Genomic DNA, 13,411 nt, shown 5'->3' with positions numbered 1-13,411 from the left:
GGAGATGCGTGTATGAAACGTATTGGATTATTCCTTATCCTCCTGGGTGGTATCACACTTGGCTGGAGCGGGTATTCAATAATGGCTCAGAGCGAGTCCGCTGATTACGAGCCCGAGCAAACAAGGCAAGATCACACAGGGTGGGATAATCAAGAGAAGCAGGCATCTATAAACCTTGAAACAAATGGGGATGCCGTCAAAGTACAAAAACCGCAAGAAAAACAGAAACACACTCCAAAGAAGGAGCCCGAAAAGGCGCCTGACGTGGGCGAGAAGGTAGGACAGCTCGCTATCCCCCGGATCGGCTATCAATATGATATCTTCTGGGGGACGGGTGAAGATACGCTGAAGCAGGGCGTGGGTCTTCATGATAGCAAATGGACAGTCACGCCGGATCGTCAAGGACATGTAGTCCTTTCAGGGCATCGGGATACGGTGTTTAATAAACTCCGCGATGTAACTGAAGGCGATTACCTCTATGTCACTTATGATGGAACTGTTTATGAATACCAAATCAGAAAAATTTGGATTACTGACCGCAAAGATCGTTCGGTCATTGTGAGTAAAAATAAACCGACTTTAACGTTGACGACATGTTATCCTTTTGACTTTATCGGTCCTGCCCCGGATCGCTATATTGTGGAATCGGAGTTAGTGTCCAAGAAAGAAAAATGAAAATCCCCCTAATAATAATAAAGTGTTAACCCGCTAAAAGCCCGAGCCGCAGTGAACGGCTCGGGTTTTAAGTGTTTATTGATTGGCGGTAATCTTGGCACCTTCTACGATTTGTTCATAAGGGACATCCTTATTTCCGTTATATCGCTTTTGAACGACACCATTTTGGTCAATAAGGTAGAAAGACGTCCCATGAGTGACTTGATCTTCACCCTCAGGTTTGGATACGGGGGTTTTGAAGCTGTCCTCAGCAAACGTTTTAATGTCTTCCATCTCATAGCCTGTCAAAAATGACCAATTAGATAAATCTGCACCATGCTTTTCAGCGAACGACTGAAGTTTTTCTGGTGTATCGACTTCTGGATCAACGCTGAAGGAGACGATTTTAACATCAAGACCTTCCTCTTCAAGTTGCTTTTGCAGCTTGGCCATATTACGTGTCATAGGCGGACAGACTGTATTGCACGAGGTGAAAATGAAATCGGCAAGCCAAACTTCCCCCTCCATATCCGCTAAGGAAAGCTGTTCATTTGATTGAGTGGTATACTCAAACGCATTCACTTCCCAGCCTAACGGGTCTTCAAGTTCTTGCTGCCCACAGGCGGACAGTATAATAAGTAAACTGAAGATGGGTAAGATAGTAAATAGAAATCGTTTTTTTTTGTGCATAGGAAACCCTCTCTTAATGAATATGTATGCCAATCGTAACATGTCTTCATTAAAGTTGGGCACTTCATAATAGGTTTCATAAAAAATTCAAAATTAAAGGGTAGTCCCCCCCCAATTTATTTTTCTTTTGGCGGGCATGTTTAGCGTTCATTGAAAAAAGGAATTCAATAACTAAAATCAAGTGGAGAAAGGGTGAAGTATTGTGATTCGGACTATTTTAATGATTATAGGAGCGATTGTGGTAATTGGGGCAATCCTTTCAATGTTATAAACGCTGCAAGCCAGCGGTCGTCATATTACCCGCTTATATAAAGACATGACAAAGCAGGCCACCTGAACATCATTCAGGTGGCCTGCTTATTTTAATGTGATTTACTTAGTAGCCACCGTAGCCTCTGCCACCGAACGCTCCAGCACCAACGATGATCAATAATACGAACAATACGACGATTAAGGCGAAGCCGCCACCGTATCCATATCCTCCAGACATTGCATTCATCTCCTTGTTGTATATGATAGAAGGGAAAATACCCTTACACCATGGTATATGTCAGGGAGTCATAATTGATTGGTTATTCGCCCGGTTTTTGGGAATCTTCTCAATTAGGTGGACGTCTGAAGGCGCAAGTAAATTTGGATTGCAGTCTCATGTAGTCATAAACTTTTTTGGCATGACGTCCTTCTTTTGTTTCGGGGGTGATAAGGGGAGCTACAGCACGTAACATCATGCGATCACAATAACAATAATCACCATAAACTCTATAACATTCATCATGGGCTTGGCAGCAGGCGTCTAAGCGGTTTATGGGGGCCCCTGGACCGCTGCAGCCTGGACCGCACCAATTATAACCCGGGAAGACGCACCACCTCTGGTTATAAGGGTTTCTTCTCATGATCAGCTACCTCTCTATTATTCGTCAGACAAAGTCTGTATAGTCATACTATGTGATTTGCCGAAACCCGTGTAGGTCATGAAAATATGGTAGATTTTAGACATGCCCACTTGGTCGTTCTCATAGAGTAGATTAACAGTAAGTTATGAGAGGAGGTCCTCATGGGGCTGCTCAAGGAATTCAGATTGTTTGCTGTCAAAGGAAGCGCAGCAGATATGGGGATAGGGATGGTGTTAGGTGCTGCTTTCAGCGGTTTAATTGATTCTCTTGTCTCTGATATATTGCTGCCTCCGGTAGGGTTATTGCTAGCCAAGATGAATTTTTCTGATTTATACATTATTCTTGGAAGTGAAAAATACGCATCATTAGCTGCAGCTAAAGATGCGGGGGCAGCTACAATCAATTACGGATTGTTTATAACGTCCGCAATTCGCTTTGTCCTCATCTTGTTTGCAGTGTTTATCGTAGTTCGTCAAATGAACCGGTGGAAAAAGCCTGACCAGGACCCGCTTATAGCGATGACCAAAAAAGAGTGTCCCTATTGCTGTACGCCCATTCCTACGCGAGCCGTTATTTGCCCAAACTGTTCATCACGCTTGATCGAAGAGGAAATTGAACCCCAAAAACGGAAAGCCGCTAGCTTAAAAATGCGGACTAATATTAAATGATCAATGCCGAGAAACTGCTGACGCAGGCTCGGCTTTTTTGTGCCCAGGCAGCCGTATCCATTTACTAACGTGAAGCTGCTCCTTATAATTGAGTTACATCATACATCCGATAAGCACAGTCATACAATGGAGGGCTCCATCATGAGAGGATTAGGTTTTATATTGGCTATACTGCTCGTTCTAAGTGGATGCGGCCTGAGCATCCCCTTTGCTGAGGAGCCCAAAGATTCCCCGGCGAATGAACAAGAAACTGAATTAGTGGTTTCAGCCGCAGCCAGTCTCACCGATGTAATGGATGAGCTGGAAACGAACTTCGAAGACCAGCACCCTCATATTGACCTCACATTTAACTTTGGAGGTTCAGGCAATTTATCTAGACAGATCCAGCAGGGTGCACCAGCGGATGTCTTTTTATCTGCGGACCAGAAGTGGATGAATAATTTGGAGGAAAATGACCTTATTTCACCACAAACGCGTATCAATTTCGCTCACAACGGACTTGTTTTAATAGCGCCTGCTGGAGAGGCAACAGGTGCCACATTTGAAAACCTGGAATCAATGAAAGATGTGCAGTTAGCCATCGGAAATCCCGAGAGTGTTCCAGTTGGTCAGTACACGAAGGAAAGCTTGCAAACACTAGAGCAGTGGCAGCATGTTGAAGGAATGTTTGTATCCGGAAAAGATGTGCGTCAAGTCGTGACGTATGTTGAATCAGGCAATGTTCAGTTAGGTTTCGTCTATTCAAGTGATGCCCTCCAATCGGATAAAGTGACGGTTCTTGATAATGCGAACCCCGATTGGCATTCTCCTATTGTATATCCTGGAGCGGTTACGGCAAGTAGTGACGCTCCTGAACACGCTGAAACGTTTATCAATTATCTGCAATCAACCGAAGCTCAACAGATTTTCTCTGATTACGGGTTCACATCAGGGCAAGGATAAGGTGGTCGTACAAGGTCATGAATTTTACTCCGTTTTACTTATCATTGAAAATAGCAGGCATCGCCACCATCTTTGTGTTTACAGTGGGTGTCGTACTCGCGAGGGTACTGGCGCGAAAAAACTTTCGGGGAAAAGGGATTTTAGAGTCTCTGATCATGTTGCCTTTAGTGCTCCCTCCGACAGTTGTCGGCTTCGGTTTACTGTATGTGTTTGGACAAAATGGAATAATCGGAAAGGTCCTGCTGAATTGGTTCGATCTTCAAGTGGTGTTTACGTGGATGGGCGCCGTCCTCGCTGCAACAGTCGTTTCCTTTCCATTAATGTACCAAAGCGCTTCAGCTGCTTTCCAAAATTATGACGGTAATCTTGAGAATGCAGCCCTTACCATGGGGGCTTCAAAATTCAAAGTGTTTTGGACGATTTCCTTTCCGTTAGCTTGGCCAGGCTTGCTGGCGGGTCTTGTGCTAACGTTTGCCCGGGCGCTCGGAGAGTTTGGTGCAACGTTGATGGTAGCCGGCTACATTCCGAACAAAACGGAAACCATTCCACTCGCGATTTACTTTGCCGTGGAATCAGGCAGGCGTGAGACGGCAATCGTCTGGGTCATCATTATTGTCGTGCTCGGGTTCAGCGCTATAATGTGGCTGAATTGGTGGAGCAAACGTACCATTATGAAAGTATAACGGTTGATGCGGGAGGCGTATGTATGCTTCATTTGGATATAAAAAAAAGACTACCTATGATCTCAATAGATGTCCAATTTGTAGTGAATAATGAAATTGTAATATTATTCGGCCCTTCAGGAGCAGGGAAAACCACAATTTTAAACTGTATCGCTGGTTTAACACATCCTGATAGCGGGACGATTATGCTGAATGGCAGCGCATTATACGGCAACGACCAAAAGCCTACCCCTGTCCAAAATAGACACATTGGTTATCTCTTTCAGGATTACGCTTTATTCCCTCACATGACTATTGAAAAAAACATCAACTATGGAAGAAAGGATAGCCGACTTGTTGATCAGCTTGTTAACGTCATGGGCATTGAACCTATTTTAAGCCATTATCCAAAGCAGATTTCAGGAGGTGAAAAACAGCGGGTTGCTTTAGCAAGGGCGCTGGCTACTCAACCTTCTGTGCTCTTATTGGACGAACCTTTCTCCGCATTGGATGAAGCGACTCGCGAACAGTGCCATCAGGAACTTTTGCGACTCTACCAAATCTGGGAGATTCCCATTGTTCTCGTAACCCATGATTATCAGGAAGCCGTTAAGTTAGGGGATCGAATCCTTGAAATAAAGGATGGAAAGATGAATAGCACAGGCTGGTAATGAGGCATAATACAGCGGTTTCTGTTAGTGATACAAACAGATGTACGGTTTTATTTTCACTATTTTTGTCGAAAGTGTGGAAATATACAGATAATTAACTATAATTAATGTAACTTTTAAAATGAAGGGTAGAACGTAAAATGACAAAGAATGAATTTATTCAACCTTCGCAATTAATGACACCTGATGCTCGTTTCTCGGAGGATTATATTCATTCCGTTGATCCATTCTTAGGCAAGGTTAACTTCAGTTCTGTCGAAAACCAAATGGGTTCTGGCAGGTCGCCTCATTTAAACCAGGAACGCCTGCGTATGCGCAAAATGATCCTGACCGATATATATAAACTTTACGAGGACATCAAATCGGACAAAGCCCCTTCGGAAATTAAACAATTGAGTGATGATCTTTCACTTCGCTTACTTGAGCAATCTGACCCTGTCCTCACCCAAACATACAAATTATTCCTCATCCGCTATGACTTAGAATTAGACAAGCTCTCTACCGCCCTTGAAAAAATAAAAGAATTGCGTTCCTCTTTGGCCTCACTTCCAGAGCGCTTGCTCTATTATTTATTTTTGTTTGAAGGGATATATTACTATAAAACATGTGACTACAACAGCGCATCCACTTCATTTCGAGAAGCGGAAGGTATGGATGTTTACTTAAGCATTGAGGAACCTGAATTATGGTATTATCTCGGATTAACGCACCTCAAAAAAGACCGGCTTATGAAGGCCCTTACGTATACGGAACGCGCTCTCCACTCCTATGCCAAGCGGTCGAGTTACAAAAATGTTCTGAATTGTAATCTGTTACTCGGGATGATCAATATCCAGGGGCAGGAATACGAGCAGTCCATGGAACATTTTAACGGCATTCTTCTCATATCAAAAGATAACCACAAGTTACGCCATATCTATCAACAAGCGCTTTATCATATGGGTTACACGTATTTCTTAATGAAAGATTATGACTCTTGCATTGAATGTTTGAATGAATGTTTACAAACGAATGAACGTGCTTTGAAACTCCGTACCTTGAACTTAATGGCAAAAGCGGCATTTCAATTGGGAGACAAATTGAAAGTTGCTGATTTTGTAAAGCAAGGATTGGAGTTAGCGGAGGGAGACCTCTCCCTTTCATATAAATTTACAATTTTGACCTTTTCCATTAGCGAAGGCGGTCAACAGAGCACCCGGGCCATCACTCGCTACCTGGAATCGGCGTTGGATGAAGTGAGGACTCATGGAGAGAAGGAAGATTTTAAGGAGATTTTAGTGCTGTTAGGAAAATATTATTACCGATTAGGCAATTACCAAAAGGCAGCAGTTTATTATCATGGGGTACATGAGGAGGAGATGAAATGAAAAAGTGGTGGGTTTGCTTACTTCTGATTGCATGTTTGGCCGCAACCACCTTTCACCCGGGGCAAATGACAAAGGATGGCGGAGGCAGTTCAACGGTAGATCAGGCTCAAGATGACGGCGATTACCCTGATTCGCATGACCCTGAAGAAGCGGCGTAAATAGTGGTATAACATAAATTTTGTAAGCCTGAAGCGTTTGCCCGGCAGCGTTTTTATGAGCAATCAACCATAGCCTTTACTAGAGCTGTTTTTATAAGGCTCTTTTTTTTGGATAAAGCTTGGGTACTCAAGTAAAATTTGCAGATGAATCGTCAATAAATGGCAGAAAGGATTCATTTGTTGTCGAATTCTATTCTTTTTTCTGTTAAAACATGGTAGAGTATGGGGGTAGGAATGAACTAGAAAAAGTTTGAAACTTTTTTTAACGTTTATCGTACCTATTAGTGGCAAATTTAATTAAATGAAAGGGAGGTTGCGACCTATGACACAGCCAGCCATGCAGTTACAGAACGTGAAAAAAACAATTGGCAGCAAGCCGATCATCAAAGGGTTGGACTTTGATATCTATCCTGGTGAAGTGTTCGGCTTTCTAGGGCCTAACGGCGCTGGTAAAACGACCACGATTCGCATGATGGTCGGATTGATGAAAATGAGTGAAGGCGATGTTTTTATAGAAGGAAAAAGCGTCAGTCAGGACTTTAAATCGGCGATACGCCATGTCGGGGGAATTGTTGAAAACCCGGAGATGTATCCCTTTATGAGCGGATGGAAAAACCTGCTTCATTACTCCAGGATGATGCCGGGGGTGTCTAAAGAACGGATTGAGGAGGTCGTAAAGCTTGTCGGTTTAGAAAATCGAATCAAGCAGAAAGTAGGGAAATATTCGCTTGGCATGCGGCAACGGCTCGGCATCGCCCAGGCTCTTTTGCACAGGCCTTCGGTTCTAATATTAGATGAACCGACAAACGGGCTGGACCCATCTGGAATTCGTGAAATTAGATCATACATAAGAAGGATGGCAGAAGAAGAGCAAGTCGCTGTGATCGTATCCAGTCACATCTTATCGGAAATGGAAATGATGTGTGATCGCATCGGTATTATTAAAAATGGTGAGTTGATTACCATTCAGACCGTTAATGAAGCGTTGCAGGAGTCAAACCTGAAAGAAGTGTTCGTTGACGCTACGCCTCAGGAGCAGGCCAAACCTCTTTTGCAGGAGTTTACCGAATCCGAAGTAAAAAGCGATCAAAATGGGTTATACGTGACGCTTACTCGGGAGAATATCCCCGTCCTTGTGCGTAAGCTGGTTGAAAACGATATTGAAGTCTTCAGTGTGAGTATTCATCGTTCTACACTGGAAGATAAATTCTTAGATTTGATTGGAGAGGGAGCTATTGAGTAATTTTTTGCAATTAATCAGAAACGAGCAAATGAAGAGTTATTCCCAAATCTCCAACTGGATTTTATATGGCATACTCGCTTTGTTAGTTATTGCGATGGCTGTGTTTATTAAAATAGAGGGTCAAATGACTGACGGGTCCGAGACTGGAGAAGGCGGGGATTGGCGACAGGAGCTGCAGGCTGAAAATGAACAATTAGAACAACAGGCAGAAGAGGCGCCTAGCTTTGCTGCGAGTAATGAGGAGCAGATAGCCATGAATCAATACCGCCTTGATAACGACATTGAACCGCGGGGATATGATGTGTGGAGTTTCCTGCAAGAAAATCGTACGAACACAGCAGTCATCAGTTTGTTTACCATTATTGTTGCAGCGGGTATATTAGCAAATGAGTTTAAATGGGGCACGATTAAACTGCTGTTGATCCGCCCGATTTCACGGACGAAGATCTTATTTGCCAAATATGCGTCTGTCCTTGTTTTTGCGTTGACGATGCTCGTATTTTTAATGGTGTTAGCCTTTTTGACCGGTTCGGCATTTTTCGGCATTGAAAGCGCCAGTGAACCGTATTTATATTTTAAAGACGGTTCTGTACATGAAACGTCTATCCTGCAGCATACATTACTACAGTACTTGCTAGGTTCTGTTAATTTAGTTATGATGGCGACGTTTGCATTTATGATTTCGGCGGTTTTCCGAAACAGTGCTTTGGCGATAGGAGTAGCGATTTTCTTAATGTTTGCTGGAAATTCGATCGTTGCGTTCCTTAGCCGATTCGATTGGGCAAAGTACATTCTATTTGCCAATACAGATTTGAATCAGCATCTTAGCGGAAACCCAATGTTTGAGGGCACGTCACTCGGATTTTCACTCGGTGTGTTAGCCGTCTATTTTGTTATATTCTTATGCTTAGCCTGGGCTGTGTTCACCAAACGGGATGTAGCCAGTGCTTAACGATGAAAAGGAGGAAAAGCTATGAAGCGGACAGCTGAAATGATTTTCACTTGGATTGGAATTTTATTATTTGCGGCCATTATCGGTCTTAGCATATTCGTTCTGAACGTTAAAGATAATCCGGAGCTCAGAGAGGAAATTCAACAAGGGATGGAACAAGGTGTGCCTGAAGGAGCTGAAGGCAGTGAGGCGAATATTAATGTAGATCAATTTATCGACATGATCGGAAGCGGGGCTACCTTTTTCCTCGTGGTATCGATCATAGCGGTTGTGCTTGGCATACTGTCGTGGGTATTCTTAAAAGGAAACAAAAAACCGAAAGCGGCAGGAATTATCTTGATCATTACAGCTGTTGTCGGTACGATAGCCACTGCGTTTCTCGGTTTCTTAGCAGGGGCTGCCTATCTTATTGCGGGTATTACAGCGCTCGTAAGAAAATCGAAGACACCACCTGAAGGAACTGTATAAACGAGACGAACTAGAGAAAAGAGCTGACCTGCCCATCGAGGTCAGCTCTTTATTTTGGAGGATTAATGGCAGATGCCTAAATTATAGGCTGCAATCTTTATTTGCAGGAAAATGATCATCACCCAGGCAAGGTTGGTTGCTCCTGACAGAGTGTACCAGACTTTCAATCGCTTTAATGTCACGCGGTTTGTGACCATAAATGTTAGAACGGGCAAGGTTAATAAAGTGAATATTGCGGTCAAACCGAGAAGACCTTGAGTATTACGCATCCAAAGAAATTCACCAAGCAGGGGAATGACTATTGTTGAGGCATCTATTACTGAGAGGGAATAGAGGCCCACAAACCAGGAGATTATCAAAAAGACAGTTATGAGTGTCAACGGGAATTTCTTCACGTGCCCAACCCCTTCACGCGTACTATTCCGATCTATTTTGTCGGGTTAGCATTATTCTATGTTTGACCCTTGTTTGTGTCAATGTAGGAATAGGGGTTATGCCCTACGGAAGCTGCAAAGGATTTCAATAAATGACATAAAAAATTTCATTATTCTGTATATTATAGTATAATTTTTCGTGAAAGCGCTTTATATAAGGAGGCGAGTGAAATGGGATTTGGAAATGATGTGCAGATGAAAGTGTATCAACGTCAGGAAGTCAATATGGTGCCAGTCAATTTTGAACAATTAGAAGCAGAAGCAAAACAGCGTTTAGATGCAAAACCATATGACTATGTAGCAGCATCAGCTGGACGTGAGGTTACAGCTGGGGATAATCAACGCGCATTTGACAAGTGGAAGATCATTCCCCGAATGCTGCGTGACACGTCAGAGCGTGATTTGAGTGTAGAGTTATTTGGCACCAAATTGAACTACCCCATTATGTGCGCACCTGTAGGAGTCCAATCGGTGGTTCACGAAGAAGGTGAGTTAGCTTCAGCCAGAGCAGCTTCCGCGATGGGGGTACCTTTTATATCGAGCACCGCATCGACTTACAGCTTGGAGAAGACAGCCAAGGAGATGGGTCAGGGAGACAAATGGTTTCAATTGTATTGGAGCAACGACCGTGAGATTGCAGGCAGTATGGTGAAACGTGCTGAAAGAGCAGGCTATCAAGCCATTGTGGTTACGCTCGATACCTCTATGATGGGATGGCGTGAGAAAGATATAGAACATGCCTATCTTCCTTTTTTACAAGCCGAGGGAATGGGAAATTACTTAGCAGACCCCGTGTTTTGCGCTAGACTGGGACATGCTCCTGAAGAGGACATGAGAGCGGCGATCATGTTGTGGGTTCAAATATTCGGTGATCCTTCTCTTACTTGGGATGACTTGGCATTCATAAAGTCCCAGACATCCCTTCCGATTTTATTAAAAGGGGTCTTACATCCTGAAGATGCCAAGCTCGCGGTAGAGCATGGCGTGGATGGCATTATAGTCAGCAATCATGGAGGTCGGCAAGTCGATGGCGCTATCGCTTCCATTGAAGCGCTCCCGCACATTGCGGATGTTGTCCAGGACGATGTCCCATTGCTGATGGATAGCGGTATCCGTCGCGGTTCGGATATCATGAAGGCTTTAGCACTTGGGGCTCGGGCAGTTTGCATCGGCCGCCCTTATATGTACGGGTTGGCTTTAGCAGGAGAAGAAGGGGTCCAGCAAGTGCTTCGTAATCTCATCGCCGACTTTGATCTAACGATGGCACTGTCGGGGCAATCCTCCGTTGAAGGGATTCACAGAGGGTTGTTGACGACGAGCTAGGAATGGGGCGTTTAGTAAGCTGAGAGAGTAGTCTATAAATGTATACCAATCAAATGAGCAGACCAGATCGTAGGCGATTTGGTCTGTTTTTATTGTGAGAAGAGTTCAAAAGACCACTGAGCAAGCGTCAGATTCACGTTTTTTAAAGCACATCCTAAATAGTAAGCGCTCTTAGTTGTCTCTGAAGCTTGATTTTAATAGTCTGAGGGATAGTTTGCTGAATATAGAGGTTAGAACGTGAGCACAACGGGAATGCACTAAAGATTGGAGGAACGGATATATGGCAGAAGATCATAACAATAATAATAATCCATCTAATAAAAATAAAGCGGAAAATGCAGCGGATACGAAGATGAGTGCAGGCGATGTAGAACAGCCGGGCAGACAATTTTACATTCCGTCTCAAATTGTCAGTGAATTCGGAGAAAAGGGACGCGATCATTTAAATCAATCCTTCCGTTCCCAATTTCTGCTCGCCCTGACAGCAGGATCCTTTATGACATTTGGGGCGGTATTTTCTATTCTTCTTGCAACAGGCATCGATGCAAAGGGTATTTATTACTTGCTTTCAGGGATAGGGTTCGCAGCTGGCTATGCCATGGTGTTCATTTCAGGAGCTGTCCTGTTTACTGAAATCAATGTGCTTCTCCCGACTTACTTGTTTAATATAACCGGGTTGATGCAACGTAATATCCTGAAGTTCTGGTTGTCAGCCTATATTGGCAATATAATCGGAGCCTTATTTGTCGGGTTGCTTATACAATCTTCATCGTCTTTAACGGAACTCTTCTATTCTGAATTATCGATTTATTTAGAGCATAAGATGAAATTTATGGAGCATGGCGTCAAGGGATGGTTCGAAGTCTTGGTCTCAGGCATATTGGCTAATTGGTTGATCGGGATGGCTGCCTTCTTGACGACTGCTGCCCGGGATATCACAGGAAAAATCCTTGGAACGACATTACCGGTCGTTTTGTTTGTGGCTGGTAACTTCCAGCACAGTGCTGCGAATATGGGGTATTTTTCAATCGGTGTTTTATCAGAAACGCAGTATTCATGGTACGAATACATTTTATTCAACCTGATTCCCGCCAGTATTGGTAATTTAATTGGAGGGGCATTGCTCGTCTCCTTGCTGTTCTCCTATGCTTATAAGGATGACATCCAAACAGCATTGAATAAAAATTAAGTAAACATCGAAAAAACCAGAGGAAGATCCCTCTGGTTTTAACATTCCACCTAAATTTTTTTTAAATGGATATTCGATACGTAGTGGTTTTCGCCTTTTTCCAGCACGATATCGGCCCGGTTTTTCGTGTGGGCGATGTTTTTTCTTAGATTGGCCAGGTTGATGCGCTCCCAAATATCCTCTGCGATTTCATTGGCTTCTTGATCGGAGAGGTTGGCGTATTTATTAAAATAGGAACGAGGGTCCTGAAAGGCGGTGTCGCGCAGTTTCTTGAATCGTTCAATGTACCATGTTTTCAGGTAATCTTCATAGGCATCAATGTAAATGCTGACATCAAAAAAGTCCGACACATAAACACTTGGATCATAATCGTTCGTTTTCGGTATCTGCAAAACGTTGATCCCTTCCACGATGACGACATCCGGTTGTTCAATGACCTGGGTCTCATCTGGCATAATGTCATAGTGCAAGTGAGAATATACGGGAGCGGTAACTTCCGGTTCTCCGGACTTAAGGCGGTAGAGTACGTCAATCAAGTGCTTGGTGTCAAAGCTTTCAGGAAATCCCTTTCTGTTCATGAGCCCTTTTTCTTCTAAAACGGCATTCGGGTATAAAAAACCGTCTGTAGTTAAGATCTCGACTCTGGGATGGTTGAGCCATTGAGATAACAAGGCCTGCAGAATCCGGGAGATGGTGCTTTTTCCAACGGCTACACTTCCCGCTATCCCGATAATAAAAGGAACTTTACGCGTGCTTTTGCCCATAAATGTATCCGTAACATTATGCAGTTGTTGGGTAGCTGAGGTGTATAAGTTCAGCAAGCGACTTAAAGGAAGGTAGACATCCGCCACTTCCTCGATCGTCAAGTTTTCATTAATCCCCTTCAACCTCTCGATCTGTTTTTCAGACAGGGTCATGGGGACGTTGAACTTAAGCTGGGACCACTCACTTTTGTTGAAATTTATGTACGGAACGTATTGGCTCATCTGACATCACATACCTTCGCAGAATTCAATCCCTTTGATTGTAGCACGTATTAAAACGCATTCAAAGAAAGTCGTTTTCGGTCGAAGCAGGAATGGAAAAGCCAAGGACAG

17 protein-coding genes are annotated in these 13,411 nt (G+C 43.6%); 12 read left to right on the top strand and 5 right to left on the bottom strand.

The window, feature by feature from the left end; all coding sequences use genetic code 11:
• Nucleotides 1–12: 12 nt before the first annotated feature.
• On the top strand, nucleotides 13–675 hold the full coding sequence (locus HOP45_RS15885) for a class D sortase (protein WP_181350363.1): 663 nt from the start codon (nucleotides 13–15) through the stop codon (nucleotides 673–675).
• 75 nt (nucleotides 676–750) lie between these two features.
• Here the strand turns inward: HOP45_RS15885 and HOP45_RS15880 are convergent, their stop codons facing one another.
• From HOP45_RS15880 to HOP45_RS20545, 3 genes are all read right to left on the bottom strand, one after another.
• Nucleotides 751–1,344 (bottom strand): SCO family protein, encoded by a 594-nt coding sequence (locus HOP45_RS15880; RefSeq protein WP_181350362.1) that lies wholly within the window; start codon nucleotides 1,342–1,344, stop codon nucleotides 751–753.
• Nucleotides 1,345–1,720: 376 nt separating this feature from the next.
• Nucleotides 1,721–1,834 carry a YjcZ family sporulation protein gene (locus HOP45_RS15875; protein WP_181350361.1) on the bottom strand — a complete coding sequence of 38 codons (114 nt, stop codon included), beginning with the start codon at nucleotides 1,832–1,834 and terminating at the stop codon, nucleotides 1,721–1,723.
• Nucleotides 1,835–1,943: 109 nt separating this feature from the next.
• The gene (locus tag HOP45_RS20545; RefSeq protein ID WP_219914656.1) at nucleotides 1,944–2,237 is read right to left on the bottom strand and encodes a phospholipase; all 294 of its coding nucleotides are present in this window, start codon (nucleotides 2,235–2,237) and stop codon (nucleotides 1,944–1,946) included.
• Nucleotides 2,238–2,404: 167 nt separating this feature from the next.
• Between HOP45_RS20545 and mscL the strand changes: the two genes are divergently transcribed.
• From mscL to HOP45_RS15830, 9 genes are all read left to right on the top strand, one after another.
• Entirely contained in the window at nucleotides 2,405–2,905 is a 501-nt protein-coding gene (gene mscL / locus HOP45_RS15870) for a large conductance mechanosensitive channel protein MscL (RefSeq protein ID WP_181350429.1), read from the top strand.
• Between the two features lie 141 nt (nucleotides 2,906–3,046).
• Nucleotides 3,047–3,847, top strand: a complete 801-nt coding sequence (modA, locus tag HOP45_RS15865) for a molybdate ABC transporter substrate-binding protein (protein ID WP_255437708.1) — start codon at nucleotides 3,047–3,049, stop codon at nucleotides 3,845–3,847.
• Nucleotides 3,848–3,864: 17 nt separating this feature from the next.
• Nucleotides 3,865–4,530 carry a molybdate ABC transporter permease subunit gene (modB, locus tag HOP45_RS15860; protein WP_181350359.1) on the top strand — a complete coding sequence of 222 codons (666 nt, stop codon included), beginning with the start codon at nucleotides 3,865–3,867 and terminating at the stop codon, nucleotides 4,528–4,530.
• Between the two features lie 23 nt (nucleotides 4,531–4,553).
• The gene (locus HOP45_RS15855) at nucleotides 4,554–5,180 is read left to right on the top strand and encodes an ATP-binding cassette domain-containing protein (RefSeq protein ID WP_181350358.1); all 627 of its coding nucleotides are present in this window, start codon (nucleotides 4,554–4,556) and stop codon (nucleotides 5,178–5,180) included.
• Nucleotides 5,181–5,320: 140 nt separating this feature from the next.
• Nucleotides 5,321–6,547 carry a tetratricopeptide repeat protein gene (locus tag HOP45_RS15850; RefSeq protein ID WP_181350357.1) on the top strand — a complete coding sequence of 409 codons (1,227 nt, stop codon included), beginning with the start codon at nucleotides 5,321–5,323 and terminating at the stop codon, nucleotides 6,545–6,547.
• Nucleotides 6,544–6,705, top strand: coding sequence for a hypothetical protein (locus tag HOP45_RS15845; RefSeq protein ID WP_181350356.1), 162 nt, complete (start codon nucleotides 6,544–6,546; stop codon nucleotides 6,703–6,705). Before HOP45_RS15850 ends, HOP45_RS15845 begins: the two co-directional genes overlap by 4 nt.
• A gap of 322 nt (nucleotides 6,706–7,027) precedes the next feature.
• Nucleotides 7,028–7,948, top strand: a complete 921-nt coding sequence (locus HOP45_RS15840; protein ID WP_181350355.1) for an ABC transporter ATP-binding protein — start codon at nucleotides 7,028–7,030, stop codon at nucleotides 7,946–7,948.
• Nucleotides 7,941–8,900, top strand: coding sequence for an ABC transporter permease (locus tag HOP45_RS15835; RefSeq protein WP_181350354.1), 960 nt, complete (start codon nucleotides 7,941–7,943; stop codon nucleotides 8,898–8,900). Before HOP45_RS15840 ends, HOP45_RS15835 begins: the two co-directional genes overlap by 8 nt.
• Nucleotides 8,901–8,921: 21 nt before the next feature.
• Entirely contained in the window at nucleotides 8,922–9,368 is a 447-nt protein-coding gene (locus tag HOP45_RS15830) for a DUF4064 domain-containing protein (protein WP_181350353.1), read from the top strand.
• A 62-nt stretch (nucleotides 9,369–9,430) separates the two neighbouring features.
• Here the strand turns inward: HOP45_RS15830 and HOP45_RS15825 are convergent, their stop codons facing one another.
• Nucleotides 9,431–9,763, bottom strand: coding sequence for a hypothetical protein (locus HOP45_RS15825; protein ID WP_181350352.1), 333 nt, complete (start codon nucleotides 9,761–9,763; stop codon nucleotides 9,431–9,433).
• A 210-nt stretch (nucleotides 9,764–9,973) separates the two neighbouring features.
• On the opposite strand from HOP45_RS15825, the gene HOP45_RS15820 reads away from it, so the two are divergent.
• On the top strand, nucleotides 9,974–11,125 hold the full coding sequence (locus HOP45_RS15820) for a lactate 2-monooxygenase (RefSeq protein ID WP_181350351.1): 1,152 nt from the start codon (nucleotides 9,974–9,976) through the stop codon (nucleotides 11,123–11,125).
• Between the two features lie 280 nt (nucleotides 11,126–11,405).
• Nucleotides 11,406–12,314: a formate/nitrite transporter family protein gene (locus tag HOP45_RS15815; RefSeq protein ID WP_370458053.1), complete on the top strand. Its 909-nt coding sequence runs from the start codon at nucleotides 11,406–11,408 to the stop codon at nucleotides 12,312–12,314.
• A 50-nt stretch (nucleotides 12,315–12,364) separates the two neighbouring features.
• Here HOP45_RS15815 and coaA read toward each other — a convergent pair whose 3' ends face one another.
• On the bottom strand, nucleotides 12,365–13,300 hold the full coding sequence (gene coaA, locus HOP45_RS15810; RefSeq protein ID WP_181350350.1) for a type I pantothenate kinase: 936 nt from the start codon (nucleotides 13,298–13,300) through the stop codon (nucleotides 12,365–12,367).
• Nucleotides 13,301–13,411: the final 111 nt, after the last annotated feature.

The organism is Thalassobacillus sp. CUG 92003, from assembly GCF_013618635.1.
Lineage (GTDB): Bacteria > Bacillota > Bacilli > Bacillales > Halobacillaceae > CUG-92003.
Note: the sequence above shows the minus strand (reverse complement) of the source record. Positions and strands in the feature narration are given on the sequence as shown.